The sequence below is a fragment of the Profundibacter sp. genome (assembly GCF_965277155.1).
Lineage (GTDB): Bacteria > Pseudomonadota > Alphaproteobacteria > Rhodobacterales > Rhodobacteraceae > Profundibacter.
Window position 1 is genome coordinate 21,346 of sequence record NZ_CBDIBV010000013.1, and the last position, 15,738, is coordinate 37,083.

15 protein-coding genes are annotated in these 15,738 nt (G+C 56.3%); 9 read left to right on the forward strand and 6 right to left on the reverse strand.

The window, feature by feature from the left end:
- Positions 1 to 103: 103 nt before the first annotated feature.
- On the forward strand, positions 104 to 1,120 hold the full coding sequence (locus ACQY4M_RS15250; RefSeq protein ID WP_428542502.1) for an IS110 family transposase: 1,017 nt from the start codon (positions 104 to 106) through the stop codon (positions 1,118 to 1,120).
- A 445-nt stretch (positions 1,121 to 1,565) separates the two neighbouring features.
- Here the strand turns inward: ACQY4M_RS15250 and ACQY4M_RS15255 are convergent, their stop codons facing one another.
- Together ACQY4M_RS15255 and ACQY4M_RS15260 are read right to left on the reverse strand one after the other, a co-directional pair.
- Complete coding sequence (locus ACQY4M_RS15255; RefSeq protein WP_428545825.1) at positions 1,566 to 2,051, reverse strand: N-acetyltransferase family protein; 486 nt, start codon at positions 2,049 to 2,051, stop codon at positions 1,566 to 1,568.
- A 5-nt stretch (positions 2,052 to 2,056) separates the two neighbouring features.
- The gene (locus ACQY4M_RS15260; RefSeq protein ID WP_428545828.1) at positions 2,057 to 2,926 is read right to left on the reverse strand and encodes a LysR family transcriptional regulator; all 870 of its coding nucleotides are present in this window, start codon (positions 2,924 to 2,926) and stop codon (positions 2,057 to 2,059) included.
- Positions 2,927 to 3,031: 105 nt separating this feature from the next.
- Between ACQY4M_RS15260 and ACQY4M_RS15265 the strand changes: the two genes are divergently transcribed.
- A complete protein-coding gene (locus ACQY4M_RS15265; protein ID WP_428545831.1) occupies positions 3,032 to 3,187 on the forward strand; it encodes a hypothetical protein in 156 nt (51 codons plus the stop codon).
- Here ACQY4M_RS15265 and ACQY4M_RS15270 read toward each other — a convergent pair whose 3' ends face one another.
- Positions 3,188 to 3,781, reverse strand: coding sequence for a YfbR-like 5'-deoxynucleotidase (locus ACQY4M_RS15270; protein ID WP_428545834.1), 594 nt, complete (start codon positions 3,779 to 3,781; stop codon positions 3,188 to 3,190).
- Between the two features lie 153 nt (positions 3,782 to 3,934).
- Positions 3,935 to 5,185, reverse strand: coding sequence for an IS256 family transposase (locus ACQY4M_RS15275; RefSeq protein ID WP_428539230.1), 1,251 nt, complete (start codon positions 5,183 to 5,185; stop codon positions 3,935 to 3,937).
- A 165-nt stretch (positions 5,186 to 5,350) separates the two neighbouring features.
- On the opposite strand from ACQY4M_RS15275, the gene ACQY4M_RS15280 reads away from it, so the two are divergent.
- From ACQY4M_RS15280 to ACQY4M_RS15310, 7 genes are all read left to right on the forward strand, one after another.
- On the forward strand, positions 5,351 to 5,656 hold the full coding sequence (locus tag ACQY4M_RS15280) for a hypothetical protein (RefSeq protein ID WP_428545837.1): 306 nt from the start codon (positions 5,351 to 5,353) through the stop codon (positions 5,654 to 5,656).
- Positions 5,657 to 5,736: 80 nt separating this feature from the next.
- The gene (ahcY, locus tag ACQY4M_RS15285) at positions 5,737 to 7,131 is read left to right on the forward strand and encodes an adenosylhomocysteinase (protein ID WP_428545840.1); all 1,395 of its coding nucleotides are present in this window, start codon (positions 5,737 to 5,739) and stop codon (positions 7,129 to 7,131) included.
- A 250-nt stretch (positions 7,132 to 7,381) separates the two neighbouring features.
- A complete protein-coding gene (locus tag ACQY4M_RS15290; protein ID WP_428545843.1) occupies positions 7,382 to 7,960 on the forward strand; it encodes a porin family protein in 579 nt (192 codons plus the stop codon).
- A 172-nt stretch (positions 7,961 to 8,132) separates the two neighbouring features.
- Positions 8,133 to 8,474, forward strand: coding sequence for a DUF2853 family protein (locus tag ACQY4M_RS15295; protein ID WP_118944226.1), 342 nt, complete (start codon positions 8,133 to 8,135; stop codon positions 8,472 to 8,474).
- 59 nt (positions 8,475 to 8,533) lie between these two features.
- Positions 8,534 to 9,190, forward strand: coding sequence for an IS1595 family transposase (locus ACQY4M_RS15300; protein WP_428539609.1), 657 nt, complete (start codon positions 8,534 to 8,536; stop codon positions 9,188 to 9,190).
- Positions 9,191 to 9,669: 479 nt separating this feature from the next.
- A complete protein-coding gene (locus ACQY4M_RS15305) occupies positions 9,670 to 10,896 on the forward strand; it encodes an IS256 family transposase (protein WP_428539582.1) in 1,227 nt (408 codons plus the stop codon).
- Positions 10,897 to 11,228: 332 nt separating this feature from the next.
- Positions 11,229 to 12,272, forward strand: coding sequence for an IS5 family transposase (locus ACQY4M_RS15310; protein ID WP_428539221.1), 1,044 nt, complete (start codon positions 11,229 to 11,231; stop codon positions 12,270 to 12,272).
- Positions 12,273 to 12,594: 322 nt separating this feature from the next.
- On the opposite strand, the gene ACQY4M_RS15315 is transcribed toward ACQY4M_RS15310, so the two are convergent.
- Complete coding sequence (locus ACQY4M_RS15315) at positions 12,595 to 13,845, reverse strand: IS256 family transposase (protein ID WP_428539230.1); 1,251 nt, start codon at positions 13,843 to 13,845, stop codon at positions 12,595 to 12,597.
- Positions 13,846 to 14,239: 394 nt separating this feature from the next.
- The gene (locus tag ACQY4M_RS15320; protein ID WP_428539582.1) at positions 14,240 to 15,466 is read right to left on the reverse strand and encodes an IS256 family transposase; all 1,227 of its coding nucleotides are present in this window, start codon (positions 15,464 to 15,466) and stop codon (positions 14,240 to 14,242) included.
- Positions 15,467 to 15,738 lie beyond the last annotated feature (272 nt).

Below are 15,738 nucleotides of genomic sequence, written 5' to 3' on the forward strand. Positions count from 1 at the left end.
AATTGTTTTCACCCACCTGCACTGATGGCGTGGATGGCCCCTGCTTCCGTCAACTCACTATGGCAAAGTGAGGGCCGTAGAAGTGCTTCACAAGGAGAGGATCATGAACAAGAAACTACAAGCAGAGGCTATCGTCACCGTCGGCCTCGACATTGCCAAGAATGTTTTTCAGGTGCACGGCATTGATATACAAGGGCAAGTGATTGTCCGACGCCAGTTGCGCCGCAGCCAGGTTCTTTCATTCTTTAGGCTGCTGAATTCCTGTCTGATTGGCATTGAGGCCTGCGCCGGAGCCCACTTCTGGGCGCGTGAGCTGACACGTCTGGGCCATAATGTGCGTCTGATGCCACCTTCTTATGTCAAGCCCTACATCAAGCGTCAAAAGACGGATGCCGCAGATGCGGAAGCAATATGCGAGGCTGTAACCCGGCCGACCATGCGCTTTGTGCCAGCCAAGACCGAAGAACACCAAGCCATCTTGATGCAACACCGCACCCGCGATATTCTGGTCCGGCAGGTCACGCAGATCGTCAATGCCATCCGCTCGCATCTGGCTGAATTCGGAATTGTTGCGCCTGTTGGCGTACAAAATGTCGACCGTCTGCTTGAGGCAGCCGCAGAGCTTCCAGAACAAGCTGGCGTTGCATTCGATCTCCTTTCCCGGCAGTTCCATGAGACCCGTGATCGGGTTGCCGAAATCACCCGCCAAATTGAGATTTCCCAACGGCAAGACCCAACTGCACGTCGCCTGACCACGATCCCCGGTGTCGGGGTGCTGACTTCCAGCGCGATTACCGCGACAACGCCGGATGTGTCGCAGTTCCGCTCAGCACGCGACTATGCGGCATGGATCGGCCTTACCCCCAAACAGAATTCAAGCGGCGGTCGGGAACGGATGGGTGGCATATCGAAAATGGGTGACCGGTATATTCGACGGTTACTTTATCTTGGCGCTCTGGCGCGTATCCGCACACGACGCCGGCGTGGGGAAGGCGATGATTGGATCTGGCAATTGCTGAAGAGAAAGCCGGTGAAGGTGGTGGCGATTGCCATTGCGAACAAAATGGCCCGAACGATCTGGGCGTTGTTGAAATCCGGCCAAAGCTACCGGCCCGCATAAATTGACCAAAACACAATAGCCGGGCCCGCCCGGCTTCCGAGACGGCAAGGCGCAAAGTGAGGTGATGGCAAAAGGCAATAAACGTATCAGGACACCCCGTGTGGCCCCAAGCGATACGATCGCGTTCCACTGATTGGACCTGATACATGCGGACTTCATCAAGGCGCGCAGAAATACATCTGCAAACAGACGCCGAATACATGGCCGCGAAACGCCAGTTGCAGTACCAATTTTGTACTTGCCCAGCAGGGGCCATCCATACATGGGGCCACGGCCCCTCTTCACTCCCCACGGAGGGCGCTATGCAACGGAGCAATCAGATTAAACATCGCAGTATCCGCACAACGGCCTCATATGCCTAACCCGTTCTAAAATGCGCCCTCCAGGTCGGGCGCTGCCATTTTTGCGTTTTAGCGTTTTATTGCAGGGGGCTTTAACCGACAGCCTACAACCTCAACCGCTTGCTAACCCTGTCAACCAATGTCCCATCGTCCAGCGGCACGGCTTTCGCGATTGAGTGATCCACGAACCCCATCTTGGAATAATAGGCCAGCCCGCCGGTATTGTCGGCGCGGATGGTGGCGTCGATTTCGGTAAAGCCCAGCGCGGGCGCGGCCTGTCGGGTGGCGGCGAACAGGGCAGAACCGATGCCGCGTTTGGTGCTACCAACCTTGGCAAAGGTGGCGATGATGCCAAGGGTTTTTGGCAGGTCGGGATAGGATTCAAGCGATTGATAGCCAAGCATGGCATCTGTTTTGCGGTCCCGCGCGACATGGATGCAGCCGGTGGTTTTCAGCTTGCGGATAAACTCCTGCATTGCCTCGGCTGTCCATTCCTTTTGAAAGGCAGTTGTGCCGCCGATGCGGATGATTTCGTTCAACAGCACGGCCATTTCGGCGGCATCATCGGGTGTGGCTGGACGGATAATCATGGGACTTACTTACAGCACTTCAGCCATTTGATAAACACCGCTAACTTGTCTGGCATCGCCTCTTTTCGGGTGACCAGATAATAGCCCAGCGAGCCGGGTTTTGCGCTGAACAGCTTAACCAGCCGGTCGTTTTCCAGATCATGTTCCACAACCGCTTTGGTCAATATCGCAACCCCATAGCCGGATCTTGCTGCCAGATGAACCAGCGTGGCGGTCGGGAATTCGGTTGTGTCCAGATTCTCCAGTTCGAAATTCTGTTCCGCCGCCCACAGCATCATTTCCCGCCGGTCGGATTCAATCAGCCATTTGGCGTCTTTCAAATCCTCAAGGCTGCGGATGTTTCGATCTCCGATATAATCCTTTGATGCAACCACGATGAATTGCGCCGAGGCCAGATATTCGCTTTGATACCCCGCCCAAACCCCGTTGCCATAGCGGATCGCCAGATCCACGCCATCGCGGCGCAGGTCGACCAGATTGCGGCCGGGCAGCAGGGCCAGCTCTATTTCGGGATGATCCGCCCAGAACCCGCCAAGGCGCGGCATCAGCCAGCTTTCGGCAAAGGTCGGGGTCAGTGCGATTTTCAGCGGGCGATCCTCGGTTTCGGCCTTTAGATCATTCACGCCGGCCTGGATGGTCAGGAATCCTTCGTTCAGGGATGTGGCAAGCCGCTGACCGGCGGGGGTCAGCTCCATCTTGCGCCCCTGTCGGAAGATCAGGCCTTGGGCAAAGAAATCTTCCAGCCCGCGCACATGCTGGGCGATAGCGGCATGGGTGACATTCAGTTCCCGCCCCGCTGCGCTGAAACTGTTTAGCCGCGCAGCGGCCTCGAACGCGCGTAGGGCCGACAGGGATGGGATCTGGCGCCAGTCCATGAATCACCTTTGATAGTTCAACTTACATATTGGAAATCTTACAGATTCGATCCGTCAAGGCAATAGCGCTAAACATGGTGCATCACAGGAACGAAAGGAAATGATATGTTAGGAATATTTGCAAGTGCAATGCGTATCGCAACCCGCACAGAAAAGGACCATGATGCTGCCATGCGGCGCTATCGGGCCAAGCAAGAGGCCGAACAGCGCAATAGGGAATACTATCGCCGCTGGTTGCTGACGTCGAAAGGCCGCTGGTAACTAAAGATTGCGCATCAATTCGTTGTGACGGGCGGTAAAATCCCGCCGAACGGCAAGCGGCGGGCGCAGATGGATGCGCAATCCGTTGACAAGATCAGAGGCGGGCTTGCCGAATAGTTTGTCCGCCTCTTCTACCGTAAATCCGGCAATCTGGGTCGCTTCCAGCCATGCGCTGATCTTGTCGGCCTTCTTGATCTGCTTTTTCACCGCAACAGGAAGTATCGCAGGCAGACCGAAACGGATGTGAATGGCGGCGGTCAGACGGTCATCCAGCATGCCGTAATCCGGCCCCACAGCGGATTTTACCGGCGAAATCATATCCCCGATCACATATTCCGGCGCGTCATGCAGCAGCGCGGCCAGCCGCCATTTCACCGGCGCTTTGGGTTGGATGAGGGCGTAAATCTGTTCCACCAGCAGCGAATGTTCAGCCACTGAATAGGCGTAGTCGCCAATCGTCTGCCCGTTCCAGCGCGCCACAAAGGCCAACCCGTGGGCGATATCCTCAATTTCGATATCGACTGGGGTTGGGTCCAGCAGGTCCAGCCGGCGACCAGAAAGCATTCGTTGCCATGCGCGGGGTTGGGGGGCCATGTTTGATATTCCTTGGTGTTGTCCAGAAACGGCTCGCAAAGAGTGACGCATTTGTGTGCGGTAGTCATTCGCAAATTTCGGCCGGCAGGTCCATTTTATTATCAGGCGAACCCGAAATCGCCGAGCTATGCCCAAAAGTTGGTGACGCAGTAATCAGGCGGCATGTTTTTCCTGCTTGATCCCGTCCTTAAATTCAACCCCTTCGATGATTTCCGGCAATCGGAATGCGCCGTCGAGTTTACGCCATTTCTTCTTTGCCGACATCATCAGGCGGAAGGTCATTGCCAAGGCGGTCTTGCGCCCGAGGCAGCCTTTGGTCTTCTTCGTTCGGTGCCGCACGGTGGCAAATATGCTTTCGATGGGGTTGGATGTGCGGATGTGTTTCCAGTGCTCGGCAGGGAAGTCGTAGAAGGTCAGCAGCACGTCCCGGTCCTTGGTCAGCTTCCCCACGGCACGCTCGTATTTCACGCCATAGGCTTCGATGAAGAAATTGAACGCGGCCTCGGCGTCCCGTTTGTTCTCGGCCATCCAGATGTCCTGTAGATGGCCCTTGGCTTTGGCTTGCAGCGACTTCGGCATGGCATTCAGGACGTTGCCGGTTTTATGCACCCAGCAGCGCTGCTCCCGGGTCTCACCGAACACCTCCCGCAAGGCGTTCCAGAAGCCGAGCGCGCCATCACCAACGGCCAGATCAGGGGCTTTTCTGAGGCCACGACGTTGCAAGTCCAGCAGCAGTTCACGCCAGCTCTGGCTGCTTTCTCGATACCCGTCCACGAGGCCCAGAACATCCTTGTTACCCCACTCGTCCGCGCCGATGATCACCAGCATGCATTGCTTGTCAGCATCCGTGCGCGGCTTGAAATAAACCCCGTCGGCCCAGAAATACACATAGCGTTTGGCCGACAGGTCACGCCGGTTCCAACGCTCGTATTCTGCCCACCACTCCGCCTTCAGGCGCGAAATCGTGCTCGATGTCAAACCACCCGCATCAGGCCCCAGAAGGGCCGCCAGTGCTTCGCCGAAATCACCCGTGGAAATACCTTTGAGATAGAGCCAGGGCAACAACTCCTCGACCGACTTTGCCCGGCGCAGATACGGCGGCAGAAGCGTCGAGGTGAACCTGATCTTCTCCGCCCCCGTGCCACGATCACGCACCCGAGGCACATTCACCGGGACAGGGCCGATCCCCGTCATCACCTCGCGCTCCGGCAGGTATCCGTGGCGAACAAGGCGCTGGCGACCGGCCGAATCCCTCAAATGCGCGTGTTGCGCCATCAGATCACAAACCTCGGCCTCGACCGCCTGTGCCAACAGATCCCGCGCGCCTTTGCGCAAGATATCCGTCAGCGGATCAGGTGAAATTCCGGCTGGATCGGTAAACTCCAAAATAGTATCGTCTTCCATGTGGCATATCCTTTTCTCTCTGAGAATCGCGGCGCGTCAACACCGCCATGATATGCCACCCAATCACCCCATCACCAACTTTCGGGCATTACTCGAAATCGCCAGCAACCTGCCCCGACAGTTCAACATACTATTTGCGGGGCCTTAACCCAAAGGAGACCAGTTATGTTTAAACGTATCGTCACCGCCGCCCTTGTTTTTGGCACGCTGGCGCTTGCGCCTCCGGTGCAGGCGCAGGCCCTATGTGCAGAAAGAAGTGTTATCACCGATCGTCTGGAAAGCCGTTTTCACGAAACCTATCAGGGGGCCGGGCTGCAAAGCACAACAAGTCTGGTAGAAATCTGGAGTTCTGATGAAACAGGCACATGGACGTTGTTACTGTCGCGTGCTGACGGGACAAGCTGTGTAATTGCCTCGGGTCAGAACTGGCAGTTCGACCTGACCGAAGAAGTGGCGGGAATCGCCAGTTAATCAGTTGATAAGTTGCCCTTGCTACCAAGCGGTGCTATTTGCCCCTTCAATGTGTATCTGAACCGCAAGGAAAATGCCCAATGGCAACCGATTATATTGTAAAAGACATCGCGCTGGCTGACTATGGCCGCAAGGAACTGGATATCGCCGAAACCGAAATGCCGGGCCTGATGGCCCTGCGTGAGGAATACGGCAACAGCAAGCCGCTGAAAGGTGCGCGGATTGCCGGCAGTCTGCATATGACCATCCAGACAGCAGTTCTGATTGAAACACTGGTTGCGCTGGGTGCCGATGTGCGCTGGGCGTCCTGCAACATCTTTTCCACGCAGGACCATGCGGCGGCCGTGATTGCAGCTGCTGGCGTTCCTGTTTTTGCTGTCAAAGGCGAAACACTGGAAGAATATTGGGATTACGCCGACCGGATTTTCATGTTCGAAGAAGGCACATGCAACCTGATTCTGGATGATGGCGGTGATGCCACCATGTATATCTTGACCGGTGCCCGCGTTGAAAACGGGGAAACCGACCTGATTGAAACCCCGACATCCGAAGAAGAAATCGCCCTGTTCGCCCAGATCAAAAAGCGGCTGAAGGAAAGCCCCGGCTGGTTCACCAAACAGCGTGACGCAATCCAGGGTGTTTCCGAGGAAACCACAACCGGCGTTCACCGTTTGTATGATCTGGTGAAACAGGGTCAGCTGCCCTTCCCTGCGATCAACGTGAATGACTCGGTTACCAAATCGAAGTTCGACAACAAATATGGCTGTAAGGAATCGCTGGTTGACGGCATCCGTCGCGCTACTGACACCATGATGGCCGGTAAGGTTGCCGTGGTTTGCGGTTATGGCGATGTTGGCAAAGGTTCCGCCGCATCCCTGTCCGGTGCTGGTGCCCGCGTGAAAGTGACCGAGGTTGATCCAATCTGTGCCCTTCAGGCCGCTATGGACGGGTTCGAGGTGGTCCGTCTGGAAGATGTGATCGATAGTGCCGATATCTTTGTTACCACCACCGGCAACAAGGACGTGATTCGTATCGAGCATATGCGCGCGATGAAGGATATGGCGATTGTTGGCAACATCGGCCATTTCGATAATGAAATTCAAGTTGCCGCGCTGAAGAACCACAAATGGACCAACATCAAGGATCAGGTGGATATGATCGAAATGCCTTCTGGTGCGCGGATTATCCTGCTGTCCGAAGGGCGTCTGTTGAACCTTGGAAACGCCACCGGTCACCCTTCATTCGTGATGTCGGCGTCCTTTACCAACCAGACGCTAGCCCAGATTGAATTGTGGACCAAAGGCGATGAATACAAGAATGACGTTTACATTCTGCCCAAGCATCTGGATGAAAAAGTTGCGCGCCTGCACCTTGCCCGTATCGGTGTGAACCTGTCGGTTCTGGACAAAGAGCAAGCGGATTATATCGGTGTGTCGGTTGACGGACCTTATAAGCCGGAGCATTACCGTTACTAATTTGCGCAAATAAGCAATGAAAATACCGGGCATCCTGTCCGGTATTTTTTTGCCTGCGATTCTGATAAGACTGCCTGATCTGATCACGGATGTGAATGGATCTGGCGCATGGGCCAATAATTAGAATGTATCCGGCGGAATACGCCACTTCCCGCTAACCTGATTCCCCCCTTCTGGCCGCGATTTGCCGAATAATGCATCACCGGCTTTGTGATTTGTCTCATCCTTTGGTCTGCCGATAGGCAGGGCTTTGATCAACACAACGGGATCACCCTGTTGTCCGATCAACATCAAAAACGAGGAGAGAATAATGAAACATATAAAATCGGCAGCCCTCGCAATTGCCCTTCTGATGCCTGCAACTGTAATGGCACAGGACTGGGGCGGCTTTTACGGCGGCCTGCAGATCGGTCGCGGAGATTTCGGACTGGATGGCACGGCAACCACGACAGATAACACATATGGTGTTTTTGGTGGCTATAATCAGGATTTCGGCAGTTATGTTCTGGGTCTGGAACTGGAAGCCGAAGGGACCAATATCACGACCACAGGCGGCACCGATCTGGACAGTCAATATGGCGCCAAGGCACGCGCCGGATATAAGGTTGGCAACGGGTTGATTTTCGCAACGCTTGGTTATGCGGTTATCGACACATCCAATCTGGGGACAGGTCGCGGTGCGACCTATGGTATTGGCTATGATCACGCCATCACGGACAGGATGTTTATTGGTATTGAATACCAGCGCCATGATATTGGTAATCTGTCCGGTGCAATTCCTGACGCCGAACTGGATCAGATTTCCGTAAGGGCAGGTTTCCGCTTCTAGCCTGAATAGAAAAGTCAGGCGCTGGAATGGCTTGCGCCTGACGCATCATATGTGACAAACATGCCAAATTTTTCCCTTTGTGCAGGTATATTCTTGGGCTATCGTGTCGTCACGCGCCATTTAGGCGTTTTGTAACACGGCAGAAATGCCAAATTGGTGGGAGTAAAACCTTATGGGTAAAAGAGACGACCTGATCGCGCAGTATGCAGATGATCTGAAAAACAAATGCGGCATGACACCTGACATGGATCTGCTGACCAAAGTAACCATCGGCTGTGGCCCGGCCATTTATAATGCCGATGCCTCGACTGTTGCAGGCAGTGACAAATCCGAGCTGGAAACAGTCAAGAACAACTTTCTTATGAAGAAGTTGGGACTGTCCGACAGCCCCGCACTGATGGAAGCAATTGATTCCGTGATCGAAACTTATGGCCGCTCCGAGCGCAACAAATACCGTGCTGTGGTTTACTATATGCTGACCAAGCATTTCGGAAAAGAGTCCGTATACGGCTAAATCCGAATAATAGTTCGGGGCTGACCCAGATAACCTAAAAAGAGGTTATGATGGGAAGCATGAGAAAGAGTCGCCTGAGCCACTACAAGCAAGACCGTCTTACGGAGCATTTTGTTTCGGGATCGACAGCACGAACAGCAGCCAGTTTGTGTGGTGTAAACCGCAAGACCGCAGCGTTTTATTTTCTACGCCTGCGCGAGATAATCGCCTATGAGCTGGAGGCGGAAAGCCAAGCTATGTTCGGCGGAGAAATAGAAGTGGACGAAAGCTACTTTGGCGGCAAACGCAAAGGTAAACGCGGGCGTGGTGCGGCAGGTAAAATTCCCGTTTTTGGTATATTAAAAAGGGGTGGGAAGGTTTACACCAAGATCATCCCGGACGCCAAATCCGCCACTCTGATCCCGATCATAGAGCGCAAAGTCGTGCCGGATTCCATCGTCTATTCCGATTGTTGGCGCGGTTATAATGTGCTGGATGTGTCAGACTTCCACCACTTTCGCATCAACCATTCCAAGCTCTTTGCAGACCGTCACAACCACATCAATGGCATCGAGAATTTCTGGAACCAAGCCAAGCGCCACATGCGCCGATTTAACGGTGTCCCCAAGGCCCAATTTGGGCTATATTTGAAGGAATGCGAGTGGCGTTTCAACAACAGTGACCCTTCAGCTCAGTTATTGCAGCTAAGACAATGGGTTAAGCGTTACTTGAAGTAGTTATCTGGGTCAGCCCCAATAGTTCAGTAAAATGCCCGCCATTTTTGGCGGGCGTTTTTGTTATCAGTTCAGGTTTGATTTGAATCATATTGAAGGCACTTGGTGTTTGATTGGAATCACTGCTTGGCCTAGGGTTATCTGTATCGGGCCAGGACGGCCGGAACCTTTATATATTCACGTGTGGTGCTAAGGGAGCACGTGGGGTGATGGGGGGTTCCGGGGGGTCGGGACCCCCCAGTTTATTCTTACGGCAGTATCAGAAATCACCTTCGGCTGCGCGGGTCAGGATATCTTGCATGATGTCTTTGACTTCCAGCGCTTCTTTCAGCAGATCGGGTGGCAGGGTTTTGCCGCCGTAAATCATCATATCCATATCCAGAGGTAGTGTCGCGAGTTTGGTGGAAATTCGAGGACGGCGTAATCTCCGGGTGCATCGAAGCCACCCAACCGGCGGCTGGAACCGCCAAGGAGATCACGCCATGACAAAGAATACAGCAACATCGACATCCGCGCTACTGGCCAATGAAGCAGGCTATGACCCGATTGAAGACCGGCTGCGCCAGAACATCCGCGCGACGATCGAGGCGGTTTTCGAAGAGGAGCTGGAGCAGTTTCTGGGCCGTTGCCGGTATGGCCGCAGCGGCGGGGCAAAGGCCGGATACCGCCACGGGCATCGCGAGCGGCAACTGGTCGGAACATTTGGAACCGAAACGGTGCGCGTGCCGCGTGCGCGGATCACAGGCGAGGCCGGCAAGGCCAGAGAATGGCGCTCGAAGGCATTGCCCCGCTACCAGCGGCTGACGAAGAAGGCCGAGGCGCTGATCGCTGCTGTCTACCTTTCGGGCACCAACACACGGCGGGTAAAACGCGCCCTGTTCGGCCTGTTTCAGGGGGCGGTCAGCAAGGATGTGGTGAGCCGCGCCTGGCGCAAGGTGAAGGTGGACTGGCAGGCGTGGTGCGCCCGCAGCCTTGCGGATGAAGACATCGTGCGGCTGATCCTGGACGGCACCGTGATCAAAACGCGGATTGACAGGAAGGCCACCAATATCTCGGTTCTGGCCGCGATTGGCGTGCGCCGGGATGGGCAGAAGGTCTTGTTATCACTGATGAACATGGGCGGCGAAAGCACCTCCGCCTGGCGTCAGTTCATCAACGATCTGGATGCGCGCGGGTTGAAACGGCCCGAATTTGTCATCGTGGACGGGGCACCGGGACTTGAGGTCGCTCTCATTGCCCTCTGGGGTGAAGATCTGCCGATCCAGAGGTGCACGGTGCACAAGCACCGCAACCTTCTGGCCAAGGCACCCAAGCGTATGCATGATGAGTTGACAGAAGATTACCGCGACATGATCTACGCCAAAACACCCGAGGAAATCGCCACCCGCCGCAAGGCATTTCTGCGAAAATGGCGGCTGAAATGCAAGGCCGTCGCTGACAGCTTGGAAGAAGCAGGAGATAAGCTTTTCACCTTCACGCGTCTGCCACAAGGCCAGTGGAAATCGGCCAGAACGACAAATGCGATCGAACGCCTGAACGAGGAATTCCGCCGCCGCATCAAGACCCAGACCGTGCTGCCATGCGCCGAGACCGTGCCGATGCTGCTTTGGGCTCTGATGGCCTCGGGGCAGATCGTCATGCGAAAGGTCGATGGCTGGGAAACGCTCGCTCAGCCCGTCGCCGACGCAACCCTTGACCAAGCCGCCTGACCGGCGCATAACTCAACCCGCTCGGAGGTGCCTGAAATCAATTTCCACCACTTTCGAGACACAACCGGCTTCCCATAAGCAAACCTACTGCATATAGTGCCCACAGCGCACTGGGGTGCTGTATTAGTGAATGAACGGGGCGTTGTTATTAACGTATTTTGGCTTGATCAAGAGCTATGCCCAAAAGTTGGTGACGCAGTAATCAGGCGGCATGTTTTTCCTGCTTGATCCCGTCCTTAAATTCAACCCCTTCGAAAGACCTCTGCATAACATCGGGATTCCCCGGGTTGGCCGTTTTGGTAAGCTAGCCGGGAAATCTCTGGGGTGAATAGATGGACCTTTTCCTGCACGAAGCGGCGGCACGGATCGGCGCGGATGACGTTCTGTCGAAGATCGACGCGCTGATGGATTGGAACTCGTTTTTGCCGATCCTGCGGCGCGGTCTGGGGCGCTCGGGGATCGGGCCTCAGGGCTATGATCCGCTGGTTCTGTTCAAGTGTCTTCTGGTTGGCCAGTGGCACGGGCTGAGCGACCCGAAGCTGGAGCGGGCCTTGAAGGTGCGGCTGGATTTCATGCTGTTCTGCGGGCTCGATCTGCACGCGTCGGTGCCGGATGAGACGACCCACTGCCGGTTCCGCAATGCGCTGGTCCGGGGTGGCGTTTACGATGAGCTGCTGGCCGAGGTCTGCCGCCAGATCGAGGCGCATGGGCTGAAGCTGAAAGAGGCTGAGGCGGCGATCATTGATGCGACCCTGATCGCGGCGGCGGCGCGCCCGCGCACCCATATCGACGCCCCGCAGGACCGGGCAGAGGACGGGGCAAGGGAAGGGACGCCGGATGATCCGCCCGAGGTCTCACCCGACGGGGCACAGCTGCATTTCAGCGCCGACCCTGATGCCCGCTGGGTCAAGAAGGGCCGCAAGAGCACGCTCGGCTACAAGGGCTTTGCCCGCTGCGACGAAGAGGGCTTTATCGACAAGGTGCACACCACGCCCGCCAATGCCGCCGAAAGCCCCGAATTCGCCACCATGATCGCGGGCGCAAAGGCGCAGCGGGTGCTGGCCGACAAGGCCTATGCGAGCAAGGCCAACCGCCAGATGCTGCGCGGCAAATACCGCGACGGCATCCTGCGCAAGGCAGCGCGCGGCCGCCCCCTGCGGCAATCGGAGAAACGCTTCAACCGGCTGATTTCGAAACGCCGCTTCCGCATCGAGCAGACTTTCGGCACGATGAAACGCCTCTTCGGCCTGCAGCGGGCGAGATATTTCGGGCGCGCCAGGGTGCATGCCCAGATGGTCATGGCCGCCATCGCGCAAAACCTGCTCAAGGCCGCAAACAGGATCACCCTCAACCCGCAAACCCCCGCAATCGCATAGCCCCAAACCCCGCCACCCGTCTGTCCGCCGGACCCGCAGGGGCGCAAGGTGGGCGGCCGAAATCTTGCTTCAACCGAAAGCCATGGCCTCATGCAGAGGTCTTTTGAAGATACTATCCCAGCAAACCCGCTTCAAAGGATTTTAGGCACAACGCTGCGGCCTTGTACTGATGATCCTGTTTCGCAAGTTCCGGAAACAAAGTAAGGATTTCATCCCGAGATTTGTCATCCAGCCCACGCATCGCGGCCTGCCCGGGCAAGAAGCTTTCACTGGGCACCCCTTGCGAAAAAAGAGCTATGCCCAAAAGTTGGTGACGCAGTAATCAGGCGGCATGTTTTTCCTGCTTGATCCCGTCCTTAAATTCAACCCCTTCGATGATTTCCGGCAATCGGAATGCGCCGTCGAGTTTACGCCATTTCTTCTTTGCCGACATCATCAGGCGGAAGGTCATTGCCAAGGCGGTCTTGCGCCCGAGGCAGCCTTTGGTCTTCTTCGTTCGGTGCCGCACGGTGGCAAATATGCTTTCGATGGGGTTGGATGTGCGGATGTGTTTCCAGTGCTCGGCAGGGAAGTCGTAGAAGGTCAGCAGCACGTCCCGGTCCTTGGTCAGCTTCCCCACGGCACGCTCGTATTTCACGCCATAGGCTTCGATGAAGAAATTGAACGCGGCCTCGGCGTCCCGTTTGTTCTCGGCCATCCAGATGTCCTGTAGATGGCCCTTGGCTTTGGCTTGCAGCGACTTCGGCATGGCATTCAGGACGTTGCCGGTTTTATGCACCCAGCAGCGCTGCTCCCGGGTCTCACCGAACACCTCCCGCAAGGCGTTCCAGAAGCCGAGCGCGCCATCACCAACGGCCAGATCAGGGGCTTTTCTGAGGCCACGACGTTGCAAGTCCAGCAGCAGTTCACGCCAGCTCTGGCTGCTTTCTCGATACCCGTCCACGAGGCCCAGAACATCCTTGTTACCCCACTCGTCCGCGCCGATGATCACCAGCATGCATTGCTTGTCAGCATCCGTGCGCGGCTTGAAATAAACCCCGTCGGCCCAGAAATACACATAGCGTTTGGCCGACAGGTCACGCCGGTTCCAACGCTCGTATTCTGCCCACCACTCCGCCTTCAGGCGCGAAATCGTGCTCGATGTCAAACCACCCGCATCAGGCCCCAGAAGGGCCGCCAGTGCTTCGCCGAAATCACCCGTGGAAATACCTTTGAGATAGAGCCAGGGCAACAACTCCTCGACCGACTTTGCCCGGCGCAGATACGGCGGCAGAAGCGTCGAGGTGAACCTGATCTTCTCCGCCCCCGTGCCACGATCACGCACCCGAGGCACATTCACCGGGACAGGGCCGATCCCCGTCATCACCTCGCGCTCCGGCAGGTATCCGTGGCGAACAAGGCGCTGGCGACCGGCCGAATCCCTCAAATGCGCGTGTTGCGCCATCAGATCACAAACCTCGGCCTCGACCGCCTGTGCCAACAGATCCCGCGCGCCTTTGCGCAAGATATCCGTCAGCGGATCAGGTGAAATTCCGGCTGGATCGGTAAACTCCAAAATAGTATCGTCTTCCATGTGGCATATCCTTTTCTCTCTGAGAATCGCGGCGCGTCAACACCGCCATGATATGCCACCCAATCACCCCATCACCAACTTTCGGGCATTACTCCCGCAGATTCCCCGACCCCGACAACTTCAAATTCACCGGTTTCCTCGATGCTCTGCACCAGCCCGTCACGAAAGATCGGGTGATCATCTGCAAGTATCAAACGTATTGTCATGTAACATTCTCCACATTTGCAAGCGTCAGACACATAGTTGTGCCCTTGCCCTGCTTGCTGGTGATTGCCAGATTGCCGCCAATACTGTGGGCGCGGTCAAGAAGACCCAGCAAGCCCTGGCCGGTTGTGTCTCGAAAGTGGTGGAAATTGATTTCAGGCACCTCCGAGCGGGTTGAGTTATGCGCCGGTCAGGCGGCTTGGTCAAGGGTTGCGTCGGCGACGGGCTGAGCGAGCGTTTCCCAGCCATCGACCTTTCGCATGACGATCTGCCCCGAGGCCATCAGAGCCCAAAGCAGCATCGGCACGGTCTCGGCGCATGGCAGCACGGTCTGGGTCTTGATGCGGCGGCGGAATTCCTCGTTCAGGCGTTCGATCGCATTTGTCGTTCTGGCCGATTTCCACTGGCCTTGTGGCAGACGCGTGAAGGTGAAAAGCTTATCTCCTGCTTCTTCCAAGCTGTCAGCGACGGCCTTGCATTTCAGCCGCCATTTTCGCAGAAATGCCTTGCGGCGGGTGGCGATTTCCTCGGGTGTTTTGGCGTAGATCATGTCGCGGTAATCTTCTGTCAACTCATCATGCATACGCTTGGGTGCCTTGGCCAGAAGGTTGCGGTGCTTGTGCACCGTGCACCTCTGGATCGGCAGATCTTCACCCCAGAGGGCAATGAGAGCGACCTCAAGTCCCGGTGCCCCGTCCACGATGACAAATTCGGGCCGTTTCAACCCGCGCGCATCCAGATCGTTGATGAACTGACGCCAGGCGGAGGTGCTTTCGCCGCCCATGTTCATCAGTGATAACAAGACCTTCTGCCCATCCCGGCGCACGCCAATCGCGGCCAGAACCGAGATATTGGTGGCCTTCCTGTCAATCCGCGTTTTGATCACGGTGCCGTCCAGGATCAGCCGCACGATGTCTTCATCCGCAAGGCTGCGGGCGCACCACGCCTGCCAGTCCACCTTCACCTTGCGCCAGGCGCGGCTCACCACATCCTTGCTGACCGCCCCCTGAAACAGGCCGAACAGGGCGCGTTTTACCCGCCGTGTGTTGGTGCCCGAAAGGTAGACAGCAGCGATCAGCGCCTCGGCCTTCTTCGTCAGCCGCTGGTAGCGGGGCAATGCCTTCGAGCGCCATTCTCTGGCCTTGCCGGCCTCGCCTGTGATCCGCGCACGCGGCACGCGCACCGTTTCGGTTCCAAATGTTCCGACCAGTTGCCGCTCGCGATGCCCGTGGCGGTATCCGGCCTTTGCCCCGCCGCTGCGGCCATACCGGCAACGGCCCAGAAACTGCTCCAGCTCCTCTTCGAAAACCGCCTCGATCGTCGCGCGGATGTTCTGGCGCAGCCGGTCTTCAATCGGGTCATAGCCTGCTTCATTGGCCAGTAGCGCGGATGTCGATGTTGCTGTATTCTTTGTCATGGCGTGATCTCCTTGGCGGTTCCAGCCGCCGGTTGGGTGGCTTCGATGCACCCGGAGATTACGCCGTCCTCGAATTTCCACCAAACTCGCGACACTACCCCCAGCCTCGCTCGCCCAGCGTATGGAAGTTCGAACCATAGAAAATGATTGTTCTAAATTATAGATATTTTACAACATGTTACAAAACTGAACCAAAACCCCTTTAGGCAACAGCTTTGGAGAATATCGGGGGGTAGAGAACCATTTCCGCCAAAACTGCCAGAAGGGCACTC